Raw genomic sequence first — 18,660 nt, 5'->3', positions numbered from 1 at the left:
GAACGGTATATTCTCGATAACAGTTATATATAAATGTTACTTGATAATAAAGTGATACAGCATCTTATCTTAGCCTGCACTCTATGCAGGCTTTGTTATATCTAGAGCAAACTCAATTGAAATAATAATCAAATCTTATATTATTTCAGTACTTTAGATAAGCTAGTGTTATATTTAATTATAAGGATGTTACTCAAAATTACTTTTACTTCATAATATTTTCATACAAAATCACTAGACTGAAAATGAGGATTGTTAAATAAAGTCGTAGTAGTCATTATCAGTTTAATTGCATGAACAGGGAATTATTTACTATATTCTTTACTATAGGTATCAAATGGGTTGAAAGAACGATAGCCCAGTTATTTACAGGTTGAGTATTTAGAAAAATAGCTTCGTGTTTTAAGTGGAAAATAAAGGGATATAATATAGTTATACAGGCATTTTAATCTAAATAAAGCTCATCTGACTTAAATAATTAGTTCAATGATTACTCCCAAGGAGTGTTCTCTTTGATAAATTTTTATGGCCGTGTTAATAATTGAGTTCTTATATTTTTGAATTGTTAGGTAAAGTCTGTAGATTGATAATGTAAAATAATAAATGGGCTAGAAAAGTGAGGTGGTGGAGTTTTAAAAATAGGTATAGTTGAGTCAAATATACTGAAATTAAAGATCGAATTAATATATAAAAAAAACCTTCCACATGGGGGAAGGTTTGAAGTTCGTGATGGTTGTATAAGTTATTGCTGTTTACTTGGCACCAACAACTTCAAAATCATCGACACGTAATTTTGCTAATCCATCCTTACCAACTACCCATAGTTCTTTAGTAATGATGCCATAAGCTTTGTTCATTTCCCAAGAGCCAGATAGAACAGCAGCATCTGAGCTGATCACTTCAATCTTTGTATCAAAGTATTTAACATCTTTGTAGCCGTTAGAAATGATGTAGTCCCAAAGGCCTTCTGCAGCAGTTTGACCCATGTAAATTCCAAATGGAATAGATGTCGTTACGGCATCTTGTTCATAGAAACTCGCTGCTTTTTTAGCATCACCATTGTTAAAGGCATCTCTCCAACCTTTACTTGCTTTTTTTACCGCAGTAAGAACGGTTTGTTTTTGCTCATCAGTAATTACTAGACCAGCTGGTGCTTTATACATCTCAGTTACAGCTGCAGGAAGAAGCGGCTGTGGTTTTGTTTCTTCATTAGCCATTACTGATTGTGTCAGCGTACCTAAACCCAATGTTGCAACAAGAGAAAGCGCAGCAGTTTTCTTAAGTTTCATAATAAATCCTATTCATTTTTTTGATTGATGTAACCAGTTTAGGTGATTATATTGAGCTTTAAAACAATATAAAAAGAAATGATAGTTCCAAAAATAAGAACAATCGCGTTCGTTATTTCCTGGATGTTTTAGGTGAGTATTTGCATATGTTTATTTTATGTATGATTATTGTTGCTAGTTTGTTTTTCTTTTTAAGCTGTAATGAGAGGGATACATGAAAAAAATAGTCGCTTTACTTGGTTCCTTATGGATACCTTTCGGAAATATCAATGCGGGTGAAGTTTTTAGCTCAGAATCTGCTGTCCGCGATGCGTATATGGATTCTTTTTCTTCAATTGATCATTATAAAAAAAAGCAACAAACGTTAAATGTCCGTTGCTGGTACCGGTTGAGTCAGTCGAAAGATTATGTTTCAACGGACTGGGAGTGGGCAAGGAACCCTGATAATAGCTATTTTACAATTGAAGGCTATTGGCGAAGTAATATTGCATTGAAAAATATGTTTTATACTGACACATCGCAAAAGCTTATTTCCCAACGTTGTGAAGAAACATTAGATTTAGCCAATGAAAATGCTGATATCTCATTTTTTGCTTCTAAGAGCCACTGGTCACACAACTACACCATTTGGACAAATGATACTGTTCTCGATCCTGATAAGATAGATAAAATCATCTCTTTTGGCGATAGCTTATCTGATACAGGGAATGTGTTTCACGCTTCCAGCAATAATTTCCCAAATCGACACAGCTGGTATTTCGGTCGTTTTTCGAACGGGTTAGTCTGGACTGAATATCTGGCGAAAGAAAAAGATTTACCTGTTTATAACTGGGCTGTTGGTGGTGCAGGTGGTGAAAATGCCTATATTTTTCTGACTGGTATTGTTGAGCAAGTGGCATCTTATCTTGCTTACATGAAAAAAGCCGAGCACTATCAGGCAAAAAATACCTTATTTACCTTATTATTTGGGGTAAATGATTTTATGAAATATGAGCGAAGTGTATCTGACGTAAAGTCTGATTTTGCAGAAGCGATGATTAAGCTTACAGATGCAGGTGCTGAAAACTTTTTACTGCTAACCTTGCCTGATGTCACCTTAGCTCCTAAGTTCCGTAACACGGACCAAGAAAAAATAGAAGAAATTCGGGCTAACATTCTAGAAATGAATGCTTTTGTTCAACTTCAAGCAGATTACTTCAGAGAACAAGGCGTTAATGTTACGGTCTTTGATACTTTTACTTTGTTTGAAAGCATTGTTAGTGATCCACAACAGCATGGTTTTACTAATACTACTGAGCCTTGTCAATATCACTTTGATACAGCGCTTTCTTCGTATCTATATCGACATGAATTAAGTGATGAATGTGCTTATTCTGGTTCAGATAAATATATATTTTGGGATATGTTACACCCTACGACAGCGGTTCATCGATACTTTGCACAACAAGTCATATCAAATACAGATCTAAATAGTAATCATCCTTTTTAGGTGTGCAAAAGCCTTTAGAACTTCTTTAGTAAGTGAGTTACAGAGAACATGTAATGGATTTAAAACAGGTAGTCGTATTAGTATAATTTCTCGTTATTAAATTGAGCTTTTACTAAGACGTTAAAGGAAGAGGTTTGAACTAGCCACTTTCCTATCTAGGCATCTTTATCCATGAAAAACAAAGAGATTTTTAAGTGGGATGAGAAAGGTTTGCTCGAGAGGAGAGAATTTGACGCAGTCTTATAAGTCGACTGCGTCAATTTTACTCTTATAGAGTAACTACGTTTGCAGCTTGAAGACCTTTTTGGCCTTGCTCAACTTCAAAAGATACTTTTTGGCCTTCAACTAGAGTCTTGAAACCTTCAGAAGCGATTGCACGGAAATGAACGAATACGTCAGCACCACCGTTGTCTTGAGTTAGGAAGCCGAAACCTTTAGTTTCGTTGAACCATTTTACAGTACCAGTTGTTTTGTTAGACATGTTGTGTCCCTTATATAAAGTTGATTGTATAAATTCGGTGCGCTAGAAGTTTGAATTATTTAATGTATCTATGAAGCTGAGGGAAACACTAAGGATAACAACGAGGGAATTCTGAGGGCTTTACTTTAACAACTTGATGTTTCATTTAATAACTCTGGACAACAGAGCAAGTGCATTATGTCTATTCATTCCGGAGAAGTAAAGAATTATTTTTAAAAAATAATTTTAAATAGAACCCTTTGAGATAAAGCTCTTTTGTACCCATCGGATAATAGGAGGAGTCAGGTAGCATGAGATTGTTCATTGTCAGGTGCTTAGAATCTGGCCTTAACAGAAGTAAATTCAGACTTTTTAGGTGCGTTTGCGATGGTAGCCGGATATGTATTGAATCGATAAATGGCATCACAGCAGTGAGCATTTTTTCATTCGGTAATGCTTAGCATTTACATTTTGATTTTGTCTGTCTCTTTAGTTGTCTCCAGTTGGTTTGTAGAAAATGCTACTCTTAAGCTTAAACTCAGTTAATTTTAGTCGTCTATTATATTTGAAAATAAGCAACATAATATTGGACATGGAATGAAAAATTACAGATGGATCTCAGCCGCTTTTCTGGCTATCTATTCAGATATTTCTTTAGCATCGACTATTTCTGTAAAATGCCCAGATATGCTGATTGGCTCAACAATAATAAAAGCTTCAAAGGTTTATATTGTTGTTGATAATAAACTTATCCGAGATGAGACCATACAGCGTAAATTAATGAATGGCGAGCTTCGTTTTTGTACGACTCAGGTGACAGATATGGGGTTTCTTTTTTTGAATGAGAAGAAATTTAATGTAGATATATCCGATTGGGATACATCTAACGTTATTAATATGTCGGCAATGTTCGAGCTTGCCAGTAATTTTAACCAAGATATTAGCCAATGGGATACGTCGAATGTAACAAGTATGGGCTTTATGTTTTGGCATGCTACTGCATTTAACCAAGATCTTAGTAAGTGGGATACCGCTAATGTAAAAAACTTTCAGCATATGTTTACTGCTTCTAACTTTAATCAAGATCTATCCGGTTGGGATACTTCCAGTGCAGAGAATATGAATGGAATGTTTGAAAAATCTCAATTTAATTACAATATTGGCAATTGGAATACATCTAATGTCAAAAATATGAGAGCCATGTTTTCTGAGACTAGCCAATTTAACCAAGATATCAGCCGGTGGGATACATCAAATGTTGTTGATATGGGGTATATGTTTGATAATGCAAAAGCATTTAATCAAGATGTTGGAGATTGGGACACCGATAATGTTCAAAGAATGGATCATATGTTTCAGTCTGCTAAATCTTTTAATCAAGATATCAATGATTGGAATATAAGTAATGTAATTGACCTTAGTTATATGTTTCATCATGCATTATTGTTTAATGGTGATATATCGAACTGGGATACATCAAATGTGACAAATATGGAATATATGTTCAATCATGCCAAGAGTTTTAATCAAAATATTGGTAGATGGAATACTGGAAATGTTATCAATATGAGGTCTATGTTTAATTGTGCTGTAAGGTTTGATCAAGATATTTCAAAGTGGGATACGTCAAAAGTAAAGACTATGCATACAATGTTTAGTGATGCGCAAGCATTTAATCAGAAACTTGGACCATGGGATACATCGAATGTTATTAATATGAACTCAATGTTTGGTGGCGCGACTGAGTTCTCCCAAAACTTGAGAGAGTGGAATGTTGAAAAAGTCAAGGAGAAATACTCATACTCTGGCTTTGGAGAGAAAAGTGCTTTATTAGAAGACCAACTTCCTTACTTTTTCTCTTATGATGAATAGCTCTTTGTCTTTATATTAAGATTGTAATTCGCAATCAGTGACTCTTATGATTGATTTATACCCTATTGATATAACGATCATCCGCACAGCCGTTGTTGCTTTCATTCTATAATCTTGTAAATATATTCAAGTAATATTGCTCTGAGGTTAGTGTCTGTAAATGGCCTGATTGTAATACCCAACATCAACCCATTGTTAGAAAGAGAGAAATATGATTAGACATGTTCTGCTGATTAACTTTAAGACAGAGGTTACACAAGCTGATATTGAACAAGTTAAGGCATTATTTTGCGCAATACCAAAAAAAATTGAAGGGGTTAAATCGGTAGAGTGGGGAGTAAATGATAGTCTAGAAGGAAAGAACAAAAGTTTTACTCACTCGGTATTGATGACTTTTGTCGATGAACAAGGTAGAAGCAACTACCTACCACATCCAGAACACGAAACTCTTAAAAAGATATTTTCTCCATTATTGGAAGACATTATTGTATTTGATTATCAAATATAACCAGTTAAAAACGACGGGCATATCAGAATAAAAGCAGGATCATAATCAACGTTATTTGTTGGTTACCTGCTTCTAAGCATATCCATTCCGGTAGTAATATTTGGTTTAAAACTTTTCGTAGTATTCGTTTTTTACAGATGATAAATTCTATACTTCATCCATGCAGATATGATAGTGCTGTGATATCGTAACCAAAGACTTTGTTGCATTAAAATGTTCGGATAAATTTTGACTCGTTAAATGGGTATTATCTCCCCGGGAATTAGTCACAATATGTTCAGGTTTGACATGTTGATAAAGTAATTGATTTTTCATTATAAGTACCTCATCAAAGCCTTTCTTGCCGTCACTGATAAGCAGTCATCTGACTTTTGGCAATAATATAGATTGAGCGCTGTATTTAAACGTGATTCAAGATGTGCTGATGTCTTGCCATTGAGCTCAACTTTATTACCACCAACGACACCAACGATGGCAATGAAAAGTTACTGTTCTTTAGAGTCTAGATAGAGAGCTGACACCAGTAAAGACAAAATCAGCATACCTTCCATAGAGTCGAAGATGTATACTTGTTTTACTCATTTTTGATTTCTTCTTATTATTTTTTAAATTTTGTCATCATTTATTTTTGTTATTTAACAAATAAAAATAAAAATAAAAGTAATTTAGTGTTTTACATGAAATGGGTGATTTTAAATTTTTAGATATAGCCGTATCTTTATCTTAAGAGATATTTTATTTATCATTCATCGTTACATAACTATATAAAAAGATACATATTAATGTACACACTGTGCAACTGTTTGTGTGTGTGGGTGTTTTATGTATAATGCAAATATTAATATACTTTAATTATGGTGTAGAGCTCATCCTATTACTTAAAGGCAGGACGATGAAAAGCAATGTTGAGCAGCTTGATATATTAAGAGATAACATTCTTTATGGTTTAGCTAAAAACAAAGAAACAAAAGCATCTCTTAGTAGAAAAACCGGTGTTACACGAACTACTATCTATAAAATATTAGATGGAAAAGTAGCGAGAGTTCAAACATCCACTGTAGAACGTATCGCAAATTTTTTTGGTGCGACGTGCCATATCATTCAAAATGAATCTTTGGAAGAATACCTTAGCCAAGAGCCTGTAACATCAATGTATGGCAATAAAAACCCTATTGCTGTTCCAATTTTAAATGAAAAGGATTTTATACATAAAAACGAACGTTATATTAGTGATATGGTACTCGACTGTTCACTGACTTATTATTTCTCCGACGGTAATAATATTGCCGCAGTTAGAGTCGAAAAAAATCTATCAAAATTCTTTACCGAGGGTAATTTGCTGATTATTGACCGATCTAATCGACCAGAAGATAGTCTAGATAAGCTTATTCTTCGACAAGGTATATTAATAACTATTCCGCCAAACTCTCCCCTATTAAAAGATGATATTCTCTTTGGAGTGATTCTTGAGGAACGCTTTAATGTTTAATAATAAGTACAAGTTAATTGGCTTCAACACCGCTTCAGATGTTAGAGCAAGTATTATGATTAAAGGCACCGGGAAAATGATTTCCATGCCTGCGAAAGAGTTGCTGACCAGTGAAGTCGCTGATGATCTAAACCGTCAGGAGCTGGTTGAAGTCTGTAAAAAAGTGTATTCTAAATCAGGCTTTGATGGTGCCTATGAACTAAACGATAAGTATGAAGGATATTGGTTGGCCTATTCCTTCTTAGTGCTATGCTTGTGCTCTATTTTTACTCTGTCAAATATTATGGGCATTAAACCTGTTGAAATATTTAACACGGGTTTGATTGTTCCTGCCGCTATTTTTCTTTATCCTATTTCTTTTGTTTTTGTTGATATATTAAATGAATTCTTTGGGCTAAAACTTGCTAGAAAGGCGATTATCTGTTCGACATTAGTAAATTCAGGGATATTATTGCTTCTCTATACTTCTACACAGGTTCCTAGTATTGAAGAGTGGGGAGCAATGGACGAGAAATATACTGTTCTTGTTCAAAGTATGACATCAGTATTTTTAGCTTCGTTAAGTTCATATTTTATTTCAGAAAATATAAATGCGTACATACTTAATAAACTTAAGATCGCAACACAATCTCGTTGGCTTGCAATTAGGATTGTAGCCAGTACGAGTGTGGCATCGGTAATGGATAGTGCAATATTTATTATACTAGCATTCTATAAAGTACTACCTAATGATGTATTGATTGTTATGTTTTTAAGCCAAGTTTCTATAAAAGTTATATACGCATTGGTAAGTGTTGTACCCATATATTTTGCAAGAAAACTATTCTCTCATGTAATAAAACCAAAGGAATCAAAGGACAATGACGACTTATAATAAGAACCTCGGGAAAAAAACTGAGTATGTATCACATTATGATCCTGAATTATTAGATCCTATTCCGAGACAAAGAGGAAGAAATGAGATCAAAGAAATACAGATGGCGTCTCATATGGGCTTTGACTTATGGACCGCTTTCGAAGTTTCTTGGTTAAACTTGAAAGGCAAGCCTGTGGTGGCCATTGCTGAGTTTATTTTTCCTCACACTTCAGCCAATCTCATTGAGTCAAAATCTTTTAAATTGTACTTAAACAGTTTTAACCAAACTCGACTTGAGTCTGCAGATGTTGTGATGGAGAAAATGGCACTCGATCTGAGCAAAGCTGCAGGTGCGGAGGTCAACGTCTCTTTCTTAGACGTTGCAATTCCACAAGAGTTAACCGTTAGTCGTGATTTCGATTGTATTGATCACTTAGATATCACAGTCGATGATTTTAGTTATGACGAAGATGCTTTATTAGGCAGCACAACGGATGCACAGGTGACTGAGTCACTGTGCTCACACCTTTTGAAATCTAATTGCCTCGTGACAAACCAGCCTGATTGGGGAAGCGTATACATTCGTTATACTGGTGCGAAAATAGATCAGGAGCGTCTCTTAAAATACCTGATTTCATTCCGAGAGCATAATGAGTTTCACGAGCAATGTGTAGAGCGTATCTACTCAGACATCAAGCGTTGTTGCGCGCCTGAAAAGTTGACCGTTTTTGCAAGATACACCAGACGTGGTGGTCTTGATATCAACCCTTACCGCAGTGATTTTGAAGCTGAAATTTGTTCTGGTAGGAATCCAAGACAATAGGGTTCTGAACAACCCGATTTGAACATGAGGCACTGTTTGAGTGCCTCATTTTATTTGTACTCATAAATAACCTGTTGGATTAAAGCAGATAAGGCAGATAACAAAGCGTCTCTGGCTCAAGGGTGTTCATATAGACAGAATGTCTGTTAGATCGGCAAATTAAATATCTCAATAATGGCATTGAATCTAGCCATACCCCGATTAAAAGCTTATCGAAGCCACCGGTGGCTTCAAAGTGCGAAAGCCGGCTTGGTCAGGGATTCAAGGTTTTGAGGGGATACAGATGTTGAATAAAGGTCAGTTTGATTTTTGGTTACGTCGTGATGAGCTGAAATTGAGGTTGCAAGAGAGATTCGCTTTCCTCAATGAACTCTTAAATATCTTCAGAATCTAGTATAAAGCGAGGCGCTCAGATGGGCACCTCAGAAACCTATCCATTTTCAACAAGCTCGGTCATGTTAAAGTCATAATAGACAAGTTTTTATACTTTTAACTTTTCTATTACGCTCAAGACATCTCCAGTATTGTAGGTTTTCCAACCGCTGTCCATATCGGTAGTGAAAAGAGAACGAAAACCATTATCACTCTTTAAAAACTGATTGACGTTATCTGATGCTTTAGCATTATCACCATTCAAAACTCTAATCTGAATTGGTAGGAACTGCTCTAAGTCTTCGGACTCATGGTTTGCTTTTAAAAATAGTGCCAGATTAACCATATCGTGCTCATTCATCAGTCTCAATGCTTGTGGTTTCATGGCACCTTCAAGCTTTTGTGTATACTTGCCCTTTTCATTCATAAAGGTATTGATACCACCAATTCCCTCTCCTTTCTCTTCAAAGGTATTCCCATCCAAGCTTGAGTCAAGATTACTTGAAAACTCTAAAACGCCCAGAAGAGGGTAACCTGCAGCTTTCCATGAACCGAGCTCTATATTATTCTGTAACTTATTCGCTGCATTCTGCCTAGCTTTAGTATACGCATTCCCTGGCTTATCACTAATCCCTTTGTCACCTGTTTGAGCAACAAAGAAGTGGTGGGTTTGAGATTTGTCTTCAACCCCATTACTGGCATCTCCTCCCAGTACTTTTATGCCTGCATGTCCACCCCATACTTCGCGGCTGGAGAGTATTTCAGCAATAGCATCTGTACCATGAACCCAAGTTTTGGCCATGTTAGTATTAGTCTGTGCGGGTAGTTTAACTATTTCACTCACAATCGTAGCAGTAGACTTCTGCTTTCCTAATTTATTTACAAGGTCATTGAATTCTCCTACAGTGATTTTCTTTGAATCTCTAATTGGTTTCATTAAGCTATCAATATCATTTTGACTGAGCCCGAACTCTTTTTTAAATCCATCAGAAATAGCATCAATTGCTGCTGTTCTAGCTTCAGCTCTTCCTAATAAAAATTTACTAAGCTTGGGAGCTGTCTCTACATTTTCACCATTTTTAATAATTTCTTTATCTGTACTTTTTGATAAAATTGGTTGTGTGAATGATTGGATTTTCATCAATTATACCCTCATACTTTTGTTTATAAATGAGATGTTTTTATTTCTATTTCCACTCAGTAAATGAGTCCATTCGATGACTTTACTGGTAAATGAAAGGAATGTATTTGTTAGGTCATCATCTAGGATTAATGTCTGAAAACATATATAGCCATCTGTATCAATACCTATTGAAATTCCAGTTTCGGTATAATGGGAGTTATATTCTAAAAGTAACTTGTAATAATCAGGGTTGCCCTTTTCATTTGTAGGGTAACAGGTTAACTTGGTATGGTCTTGTGCACTAACGAATAAGAAAAAAATATCATTCGATGTTTTTACATAGAAGCTACCATTTTCATTGTCAATTAAAGTTGCTGATTCGAGATTTTCTACTAAATGAAGTATTTTATTATAGAGGTCACACATTATTTATCTTACCAGTTTAAACCAATGATTAATGTGACTTTAATATTTTATAAATTTAATACATACCAAAATTGGTCGTATTTTTATAGCTATGAACCCCAAAAGCCGATTGTTTTACTGACAAGACGCTTAAATCTTGCATACAGAGGTTTTGGTCTGAAGTACGCGAAGGCTGGCCGTATGAAGCAATTTCTTAATTAATTGATTTGCTATCCAAGTCATCTCATTTACAGCAGATTTATGGATTCAGAGGGGCCAGAATGCACTAGAGGCTATTTATATTGAAACCTGTTGCTCTCTCACGCAGTCCTATAGGTACGTTGAAGAGATTGCGTAGAACAACCTGCCTGCCCCGATAATTTCTTTTGCTCGTTTCCTTTGTTCGGGAGAAAAAGTTACCATACCGTGACTTTATCAAGGAGAGATACCAGCATGAATCATTACTGCGAATTTGTTGATGCGGGCATAAAATACCAACCTCATGTTTTTCAACTTCCTCTCGATTACCAAGATCCTGCAAAAGGGCACATCGACGTTTTTGCACGCTCTTTAACCTCAACAGAAAAAGGGGCGTGTGAACGACCTTGGCTGGTGTACTTTCAAGGTGGGCCCGGCTTTCCTTCACCTAGACAAAATGGCCACAACGGCTGGATAAAACGTGCGCTACAAAATTACCGAGTGTTGTTGTTAGATCAAAGAGGGACAGGCAACAGTACTGTCATCTCGCATCAAACACTCGCGCACCTCTCACCTCAAGAGCAAGCGGAATACTTAAGCCATTTTCGAGCTGATAATATTGCGCGCGATGCAGAACAAATTCGTCAGCATTTTTCCGTAGAGAAATGGGCAATTCTTGGTCAAAGTTTTGGTGGTTTTTGTTCGTTAACGTACTTATCACTTTTTCCCGATAGTTTGCTATGCAGTTACATTACCGGTGGTGTGCCGCCGATCAGTGGTCATCCGGATCGAGTCTATGAAGCCACCTTCAAAAGAGTCATCGAAAAGAATCAGGCTTTTTTTAAGCAATTTCCTCAAGCGCAGCAACTTTGTCAAAACATTGCTGATCATTTACTCGAGACAGAAGAGTATTTGCCAAACGGGCAGCGCTTCACCGTTGAGCAATTTCAGCAGTTGGGCATCAACTTTGGTATGAGTGACAGCTTTTTACCGACGTATTACGCTCTTGAAAATGCCCTTATTAACGTAAACGGCAAACCTCAATTACGCTATGAATTTCTCAACCAAATGCTTATGGAGCAGAGTTTTCAAACTCATCCTATTTATGCCATTTTACATGAGTCTATTTATTGTCAGGGGCAAGCTTCTCATTGGAGTGCTCAGCGTGTACGAGAAACACTGCCAATGTTCCAGTATCAAAAGAACCAGCCTTTTTATTTTACTGGGGAGATGGTGTTTCCATGGATGTTTGAGCAATATGCGAACCTGATTCCTCTAAAACCCGCTGCCGAATTAATCGCACAAAAGCAAGACTGGGCTTCACTTTATGATGCCGACACGTTAGGTAACAACAAAGTACCAATCAGCTGCGCCGTGTACGCCGATGATATGTTTGTCGAAATGGACCTTACGCGCCAAACATTAGCTGCGATCCCGAATTCAGCAGCCTGGATAACTAATGAATATGAGCATAATGGCCTGCGAGCTGACGGAGAAAAAATTTTAGATAAGCTGATCACCATGGGCGAACAGCTAGCCGCCACTTTAGAATAAAAGGCTACTCAAAAGCAGGACAGGCACAAATAGAAAAAAAGTAATCATGAAAAGGGTTACTGAGTTAATGTGTCTGTCCCGATAACATTCCTTTCCGATAACATTGCTAGTCCCGATAGGCTTACAAAAGCTCTCTAGCCATGGAACGTGCTCGGCTACTTGCAAGGAGCGGCTCCATTTTTCCTTTGGCCGTCTTACTAATGGTTTGCATAAGTTGAAAGCTCGGCGTTGTGATTCCAGACTGCTCCAGTTGTTCGATCATTAACAGCCACAGTTTTGCCGTGACCTCGGCATCGGCAAGAGCGCGGTGAAATACACCATCATTGTCGATGTTTTTGTAGCGAACAAGCTCGCCTAGCTTATGCGAAGGGGCATCTTGAATCAGTCGCCTTGCAACCAGCAGAGAACAGGCAAACTCACCAGAATAACCGCCATGGATTCGTTCAAGCTCTGCATCTAAAAATCGTTTATCAAACGAAGCGTTGTGCGCGATAAGATTTTCGCCAGCAATGAATTCACTGAATGAAGCCATCACCTCTTCGCAGCTCGGAGCTGTGCGCAACATATGATTGCTAATGCCAGTGTAGTGTTCAATGAAAGAGCTGACTCTAAAACCGGGATTCATTAACTGCTGAAAACTATCGACAACCTTGCCATCAACCAGTTTGACCGCGCCAATCTCAATGGCACGATCGCCCATATTCGGTGAGAGCCCCGTGGTTTCAAAGTCGAGGACGACAACGGAGTTAGCTTGAGTCATGAATATTTCCAATGTAACAGTAAGACGAAATAGTCATTAAGCGTGACCGTTCGAAGCACTTTTTGCAAGAAAAGTTAAGGCGTCTGTCCCGTTAGTTTTTTTGAGGTGGATAGATGCGCCACTCTACCTCTGGCATCTCAGACAGTGATGCTTGAATTTCTCGCTCGACTTCTGTCCAAGGTAAGCCACCTAAGCCACTGCCAAGCGCGGGTAAGGCGGCCGAGGTTAACTCCAATCGTTTTACTTCTTTTTTTAGATCCACTAAACCGTCTTTGATGTATTCAATTTTAGACTTTCCTCTCCTATGAACTTTGGTTGGAAAGTTGATGATGTAGAAGGGAGCACTGATTGAGTGGCAACCGTTAGCATTTTACCTGTTGTGAGCTCTTTACTATCACAAGCTGATTTATGGGCTTTAAAATTGTCTGGAAACGCGTTTTTAAATTGCAAGGCCAGTCCTTTTCCCATCACCCCAACAGTATTGACGGGGTTAATAATGGCATCAGCTTGGTCGTGTAAGATGTTTCCGTTAGTGTATGAAATCATTGTGTTTTACTCAGAAAATGAAGAAGGTCCATTCTGACGTGTTGACTCCAATCTGTCGAATACAATTCCACTGACCACCATTTAAGTTAGCTGCCTTGAAACTAAAGCCGCCATCTCATCAGGGATGTCCTTAAAACGTTTATGTGTCTGTTTTGTTAGTTTTTATAGTTGAAATCTTGTAAGACAGAACCAATCATTGTCCGATAAACATTGATATAATCCGGTCTGCCAAGAGTTTTTATTATTAGTTCTATAACTTACTGCTGTTTCCCTCAAGAAGCTACGTAATTCTTCTCCACCACTGACTTGGTATACTCGACGCATCATAAACTCCATTCCAGCAAGCTCTTCTGCTGCGTGAGAAGCATATAGTTTTGCGAGCTTAAATGTTTCAAAATGATGCTCAATTCTGGTTTGAGTTAGGGGCTCACAAGCGTTTTCTGGATCAATAAAAAACTCGATATTGACGGGAATCCTTGTGTCCACAAGCTTAGCTTTCAACCAAGAAAATCCTTCCACATCATCATAATATGGATGAAGAGTCTCTTCATGCGCATACCTTGGAATACCTTCGCTTTTTGTTTTATTGCAATCCTGACAAGCGGGTATTAGGTTTAGTGGGGAAACAACAAGAGTCGGATAATGTGCTTTCGGTAAATGGTGATCCAAAGTAGAAACGGTTCTTTGTGAACAAAGAGGGCACTTACCAAAGAGGGGTAACGACATTAGTTTGTCATAGTATTCACGGCCAGGAGCTAGCTTTTTGGCCATCCTGTTTGTATATACTTTTTTCATCTCACCGGTAGTGACTCCGTTGGACATATTACTTGGTTGCATGGTGTGAAGCATCGCTTCGCCAACTTTGCTATCAAACTCACGTGAGGCATCATGTATTTCTTGTTTACATGCTTCAAGACGTTGTTTTAAGCCTTGATCCTTAATTCGCTCAATACACTTTTCAAATACGGCAATAGTGTCATCTAAAGGTTTCTCAAGCCTCCTCATCTTTAATCTCTCTTAGTTAAATCGTGTTCTTAGAATTCCCTTTGCTTCCACGCCAAGCTGGCCTCCGAAACTATCTAGAGCTTCTTCGTAGCTGCCGTATTGTTCAGCAGCTTTATTGAGAAGACTGTGGAAACCTGACGCTGTATGTTCTAAGCCAAATACTTCCCTTGTTAATGTCCCAACATTTTCACCGAATGATTCCATTTCCAGTCTTTCAGCTTTAGCAATTCTGCCATTTCTCCACAGTCTCCAAGCACAACTCCACGGAACTTCTTGAAGGACTACCGGAGAATGTGTAGCAATTATTGAAACTGCATTTCGGTTGACAAGTAGATCGGACAATGAGCGGATAAACGCAGAGAGCAAAGGTGGATGAAGATGAGCCTCTGGTTCATCTAAAAAAACTAAGCTCTTTTCTTCGATCGTTTCTACCAATCGAGTTATTGTTAACAATACTATCTTGTGGCCAGAGCTTAAGTTTTTAAAAACTCTACCAGCTATGTCTTTAAACTCATCTTCGTTTTGAAATCTAAGAATTGCAGAGACATCTATGCTCATAAACACAGGATCTGACTCGAGCTTTTTTATGGCACTTTTCCAGCGTTCAATTTTGTTTCCTGCTTTACACGCTAGAACACTCTTCAAAAATTCATTTTTCAGAATTATTGGACTCTTAGGGGGAGGAGGACTTTCGTTAGCTTTACGCACGCGTTTTAGTCCTACATAAGAAAATTGGATTCCGGATGATTTATCTTTTCGTTCCGGTAGTGGTTCCGTTTCATCAAAAGCACTAAAAGTTACAGAAACAACGTTTGAAAACAGTCCACCATTTAAAAATTCATCTAAGGATGAAAATGTCCCAACTTTGTTGGTTTTAGCATTTTCATCAATAATGGAGCTGATCATGTTATTGATTAAGTGAGTTTTACCGACGCCATTTCGACCTATCAATACATGTATATTTGTAGGAGGGTTGCTTTCTGGTTTTACATCAAAGGTCAACTCTAACGCTTCTGTATTATCAGACTTTTGTTTGGGAGCATTATATTTAAAAGAGTATGCTGAAAGCCTTGCTCCACCATTTGCCAACCTTCGAAATTGCCCTTTGATCGAGGTCACACTAACAGAGCGTAGAAGAGAAACACTAGTTACTCTTTCTTTCATTGCTATTTCAAAACTATCTTCACTTAATGCAATGTCATTTAATGCGTTGAGTATTATTGAGCGTTTTTCTTCACCTAGTTTGTTCAGTTCGTCATAATAGCTATCATCTTGGCCCAAAGAAAAAAAACTGTTATCCAGGTCGCTAAATTTGTTTGGAAGATCTGGTCGACGTTGATCTTTAACCATGTCAACTTGGCCAACTTTAGTGGAGCCTATTTTATGATGCTCTAGATTGTTGTCTACATAAGCTATTGCATAAACAGTAGAAAACTCAAACCAATCATCCCAGTTATTCTCATAAAGGTATACAGTATCACGTTGTAGAGCAGGTAAAGAGCTCGAACTGGATACTATGATAAAGTCCATTGTTTTGTCCTATGCGCTTTTTTCTTGTAGATCTGTTACGAGATCTTCGGTACTTTCCTGCGACAAGTCATCTAATTTGATGTTGAGGCGATCTAAAAGATAATTATTTGACAAATCGAACTCGTCAAAAATAGTGTACCAATCCTTGACATAACATTTAATTTTGTCGTCGTAAGTAACAAGGCCAAATTCAGCTTTATCTTTTAAGTTGTTCATTCTTTGTTTAATTTGAAAGTCATCCTTTGATATTTTTCTTCCAATTAGTATGATTTCAAAAAACATTTTTGAACTTGCAAAAGAAGGGTGCTTCGCAATTATTTCACAATAGTCATCTACTTGCTGGAGGTGCTTTTTATTTAATGATACGCCAGGTCTCTTTATTTCAACGATTACGCATTTGTATACATGCTCTCCTTTGCCGTTGAAAGCAGGGACTTTTCTTGCTAAAAATAAATCTACTTGACGGTTTACTCCTTCAACAACTAGACCATTTTCGATATCGGTATCAGAGATTATATCTATGTCTTTGACTTTATCTCTTAGATTTTTGGCAATTGAAGTAAAAGAATCTTCTTCTGCTCCTAAAGTCGTATATTGGGGACCAAATAACCATGTATTGCTTTCGATAATCTTTTGCAAGTCAGGGGTTTCAAGCACTTCTGAGAATCTACAATCCATTACCTCTCTAATTTGATGGATTGCTTGTTGTCTTCTTTGTAGTATTTCAATAGTACTGACAATATTCTCAAAAGTAGTTTTTTTAAGCTGTTGTGCTAATTTGTTAATACTCTGTGAGTTTAAGTCTAATACACCATCAAGAACTTCTAGTATTGTGTCGTTTTCATTTGACACTAATACTTTATCTAACAGTCTAATAAGAACCTTAGCAGGCTTTGCACTTAGTCTGTTAAATACTTGAGGATCGGCAAGATATATATCTTTGATTACTTTCTTAGTGTTTGATTTTCGCCACTCAGCGTATTCTTCATCTACACCAGAATATATAGGGAAATAGCCTTTGTTATCGAATCGTTCGATTTCTTCATCAACAAATTTTCTTAAATAATCGCTATATATTTCTCTCTGAAATGCAGTCATTTTCTCTAAGAGAGATCTGATGATTTTATTGTTTTTCTGAGCCTCAGGATCTAAATCTAGTAATTCAGGTTCATAACTTTCAAACCATGGTGAAAACGCATAAGCACTCGTATAAAAGGAAACTTTATTATTTGACTTGCTTAGGTATTTTGAAACTATCCGGTTACCATCTTCAACTAGGTAGTTGTGAGATTTTTCAGAGCTTGGTTTATCATCCCAACGCAAAACAGATATGTTGAAGTCCACACTGTTGATGGAAACAGTTTTACGATGTAGTTCATGTTTTGGTATTTCGATGGTTCTACCATTCAGTAAGATTTTACGATCTGTATTGAGAGCTAAGTACCAACCGAATTCCTTACTTAACTTTGAAGACAGTTCCTGTTCTAAAGGTATTTTTTTGTTAAATTGTGAAAGAACGACACATGTTCCTGAGACATAGTTAGTTAAAGCTGGGTGCTGATCATTTTTGTCTAGATAGGTACCATCATAATCTCTGATAGAGTCAGCTTTAATGCTAATCTTTGCATCATAGTTGTTTTTTTTGGTGTACCAACATGCAGAGCCACACATCACATGGAAAGCTAAGCGTCCTTTCCCTTGTGATCCATGCTTATCGTCATTGTTCTTTTTTGTAGATTCATTGAATTTTTCGAAACTACTCTCAAGATTTTCTAGATCAATACCATCTCCATCATCTTGTATCTCGATGAAATCCAATCCATCCATATCGTTGTAATGGGTGTTTACTTCTAATGTGCGAGCATTGGCATCAAAACCATTCCAAACTAGCTCGAAAATGGCGTTGACTGGTTCAAAATTTTTGAAGTGTTTTTTGACACCAATATCTGTAATAGCAGCAGTACCATGAAAAGATTGCACCGACGTTTCCTCTGATTGTACTTATTATCTTTGTATCATATGTAACAGAGTTATTTTGTCACTTATCTGTAGGCGATGGAAACAAAATTACCTGACAGAATCTTGATTTAGATCTTAGTTTTGGAATGTTCACATTTTGTGAAATGTTGTTTAAGTTTTATAAAAAATCTTTTTTTTAGTTGGATAGGCTTTTAAGATTGTTATTAATTAGGGAGGTATTAATCAAAAATTTAACAAAGGTTTTTAGTAACAAAAAACCGTTGTGTTCACCTTGGAGTAACGTTGTTTAATGGTAATCTTAAGATAAACGAAAAAGCTAAAACTACTAAGCTACTCGGCGGCTATGTCACTTCGCACAACAACTTTTTCCTTACAAGTAAGCTGAAAATATTGTACTAGCT

General features: G+C 36.9%; 16 protein-coding genes and 1 pseudogene. 8 read left to right on the top strand and 9 right to left on the bottom strand.

What is annotated here, in order from left to right:
* Positions 1-752: 752 nt before the first annotated feature.
* Complete coding sequence (locus VSA01S_RS08925) at positions 753-1,289, bottom strand: Cif family virulence factor (RefSeq protein WP_050567273.1); 537 nt, start codon at positions 1,287-1,289, stop codon at positions 753-755.
* Between the two features lie 214 nt (positions 1,290-1,503).
* Between VSA01S_RS08925 and VSA01S_RS08920 the strand changes: the two genes are divergently transcribed.
* Positions 1,504-2,778 (top strand): SGNH/GDSL hydrolase family protein, encoded by a 1,275-nt coding sequence (locus VSA01S_RS08920; RefSeq protein ID WP_039979700.1) that lies wholly within the window; start codon positions 1,504-1,506, stop codon positions 2,776-2,778.
* A 268-nt stretch (positions 2,779-3,046) separates the two neighbouring features.
* Here the strand turns inward: VSA01S_RS08920 and cspE are convergent, their stop codons facing one another.
* The gene (cspE, locus tag VSA01S_RS08915) at positions 3,047-3,259 is read right to left on the bottom strand and encodes a transcription antiterminator/RNA stability regulator CspE (protein WP_039979701.1); all 213 of its coding nucleotides are present in this window, start codon (positions 3,257-3,259) and stop codon (positions 3,047-3,049) included.
* 576 nt (positions 3,260-3,835) lie between these two features.
* Between cspE and VSA01S_RS08910 the strand changes: the two genes are divergently transcribed.
* The 6 genes and pseudogenes from VSA01S_RS08910 to VSA01S_RS20300 form a co-directional block, all read left to right on the top strand.
* A complete protein-coding gene (locus tag VSA01S_RS08910; protein WP_039979702.1) occupies positions 3,836-5,110 on the top strand; it encodes a BspA family leucine-rich repeat surface protein in 1,275 nt (424 codons plus the stop codon).
* Positions 5,111-5,321: 211 nt separating this feature from the next.
* Entirely contained in the window at positions 5,322-5,618 is a 297-nt protein-coding gene (locus VSA01S_RS08905; RefSeq protein WP_039979704.1) for a Dabb family protein, read from the top strand.
* Between the two features lie 892 nt (positions 5,619-6,510).
* A complete protein-coding gene (locus VSA01S_RS08900) occupies positions 6,511-7,107 on the top strand; it encodes a helix-turn-helix domain-containing protein (protein ID WP_039979706.1) in 597 nt (198 codons plus the stop codon).
* A complete protein-coding gene (locus tag VSA01S_RS08895) occupies positions 7,100-7,981 on the top strand; it encodes a queuosine precursor transporter (RefSeq protein ID WP_039979708.1) in 882 nt (293 codons plus the stop codon). Before VSA01S_RS08900 ends, VSA01S_RS08895 begins: the two co-directional genes overlap by 8 nt.
* Positions 7,968-8,786, top strand: coding sequence for an NADPH-dependent 7-cyano-7-deazaguanine reductase QueF (queF, locus tag VSA01S_RS08890; protein ID WP_039979710.1), 819 nt, complete (start codon positions 7,968-7,970; stop codon positions 8,784-8,786). Before VSA01S_RS08895 ends, queF begins: the two co-directional genes overlap by 14 nt.
* A gap of 152 nt (positions 8,787-8,938) precedes the next feature.
* Positions 8,939-9,180, top strand: a pseudogene (locus VSA01S_RS20300) (DDE-type integrase/transposase/recombinase); the annotation flags it as partial.
* An 87-nt stretch (positions 9,181-9,267) separates the two neighbouring features.
* Here VSA01S_RS20300 and VSA01S_RS08880 read toward each other — a convergent pair.
* Positions 9,268-10,299, bottom strand: a complete 1,032-nt coding sequence (locus VSA01S_RS08880) for a hypothetical protein (protein WP_039979711.1) — start codon at positions 10,297-10,299, stop codon at positions 9,268-9,270.
* A gap of 840 nt (positions 10,300-11,139) precedes the next feature.
* On the opposite strand from VSA01S_RS08880, the gene VSA01S_RS08875 reads away from it, so the two are divergent.
* Positions 11,140-12,438, top strand: coding sequence for an alpha/beta fold hydrolase (locus VSA01S_RS08875; protein WP_039979715.1), 1,299 nt, complete (start codon positions 11,140-11,142; stop codon positions 12,436-12,438).
* Between the two features lie 121 nt (positions 12,439-12,559).
* Here the strand turns inward: VSA01S_RS08875 and VSA01S_RS08870 are convergent, their stop codons facing one another.
* From VSA01S_RS08870 to VSA01S_RS08850, 6 genes are all read right to left on the bottom strand, one after another.
* On the bottom strand, positions 12,560-13,198 hold the full coding sequence (locus VSA01S_RS08870; RefSeq protein ID WP_039979717.1) for a 3'-5' exonuclease: 639 nt from the start codon (positions 13,196-13,198) through the stop codon (positions 12,560-12,562).
* A gap of 91 nt (positions 13,199-13,289) precedes the next feature.
* Complete coding sequence (locus tag VSA01S_RS20470; protein ID WP_371860782.1) at positions 13,290-13,484, bottom strand: macro domain-containing protein; 195 nt, start codon at positions 13,482-13,484, stop codon at positions 13,290-13,292.
* Positions 13,460-13,744: a macro domain-containing protein gene (locus VSA01S_RS20465; protein ID WP_258007772.1), complete on the bottom strand. Its 285-nt coding sequence runs from the start codon at positions 13,742-13,744 to the stop codon at positions 13,460-13,462. The genes VSA01S_RS20470 and VSA01S_RS20465 overlap by 25 nt, the downstream gene beginning before the upstream one ends.
* A gap of 162 nt (positions 13,745-13,906) precedes the next feature.
* Entirely contained in the window at positions 13,907-14,749 is an 843-nt protein-coding gene (locus VSA01S_RS08860) for an HNH endonuclease (RefSeq protein WP_039979719.1), read from the bottom strand.
* A 12-nt stretch (positions 14,750-14,761) separates the two neighbouring features.
* Entirely contained in the window at positions 14,762-16,279 is a 1,518-nt protein-coding gene (locus VSA01S_RS08855) for an AAA family ATPase (RefSeq protein WP_039979720.1), read from the bottom strand.
* Positions 16,280-16,288: 9 nt separating this feature from the next.
* Positions 16,289-18,259 carry an ATP-binding protein gene (locus tag VSA01S_RS08850; protein ID WP_039979721.1) on the bottom strand — a complete coding sequence of 657 codons (1,971 nt, stop codon included), beginning with the start codon at positions 18,257-18,259 and terminating at the stop codon, positions 16,289-16,291.
* Positions 18,260-18,660: the final 401 nt, after the last annotated feature.

Origin of the sequence: Vibrio sagamiensis NBRC 104589, assembly GCF_007990935.1 — a bacterium.
Classification (GTDB): Bacteria; Pseudomonadota; Gammaproteobacteria; order Enterobacterales; family Vibrionaceae; genus Vibrio; species Vibrio sagamiensis.
This window is presented reverse-complemented; position numbering and strand designations above follow the sequence as displayed.

What these genes read in the sequence shown, in the direction of transcription:
- VSA01S_RS08925 (WP_050567273.1), bottom strand. Translation starts at nt 1,289, where the DNA reads ATGAAACTTAAGAAAACTGCTGCGCTTTCTCTTGTTGCAACATTGGGT.
- VSA01S_RS08920 (WP_039979700.1), top strand. Translation starts at nt 1,504, where the DNA reads ATGAAAAAAATAGTCGCTTTACTTGGTTCCTTATGGATACCTTTCGGA.
- cspE (WP_039979701.1), bottom strand. Translation starts at nt 3,259, where the DNA reads ATGTCTAACAAAACAACTGGTACTGTAAAATGGTTCAACGAAACTAAA.
- VSA01S_RS08910 (WP_039979702.1), top strand. Translation starts at nt 3,836, where the DNA reads ATGAAAAATTACAGATGGATCTCAGCCGCTTTTCTGGCTATCTATTCA.
- VSA01S_RS08905 (WP_039979704.1), top strand. Translation starts at nt 5,322, where the DNA reads ATGATTAGACATGTTCTGCTGATTAACTTTAAGACAGAGGTTACACAA.
- VSA01S_RS08900 (WP_039979706.1), top strand. Translation starts at nt 6,511, where the DNA reads ATGAAAAGCAATGTTGAGCAGCTTGATATATTAAGAGATAACATTCTT.
- VSA01S_RS08895 (WP_039979708.1), top strand. Translation starts at nt 7,100, where the DNA reads ATGTTTAATAATAAGTACAAGTTAATTGGCTTCAACACCGCTTCAGAT.
- queF (WP_039979710.1), top strand. Translation starts at nt 7,968, where the DNA reads ATGACGACTTATAATAAGAACCTCGGGAAAAAAACTGAGTATGTATCA.
- VSA01S_RS08880 (WP_039979711.1), bottom strand. Translation starts at nt 10,299, where the DNA reads ATGAAAATCCAATCATTCACACAACCAATTTTATCAAAAAGTACAGAT.
- VSA01S_RS08875 (WP_039979715.1), top strand. Translation starts at nt 11,140, where the DNA reads ATGAATCATTACTGCGAATTTGTTGATGCGGGCATAAAATACCAACCT.
- VSA01S_RS08870 (WP_039979717.1), bottom strand. Translation starts at nt 13,198, where the DNA reads ATGACTCAAGCTAACTCCGTTGTCGTCCTCGACTTTGAAACCACGGGG.
- VSA01S_RS20465 (WP_258007772.1), bottom strand. Translation starts at nt 13,744, where the DNA reads ATGATTTCATACACTAACGGAAACATCTTACACGACCAAGCTGATGCC.
- VSA01S_RS08860 (WP_039979719.1), bottom strand. Translation starts at nt 14,749, where the DNA reads ATGAGGAGGCTTGAGAAACCTTTAGATGACACTATTGCCGTATTTGAA.
- VSA01S_RS08855 (WP_039979720.1), bottom strand. Translation starts at nt 16,279, where the DNA reads ATGGACTTTATCATAGTATCCAGTTCGAGCTCTTTACCTGCTCTACAA.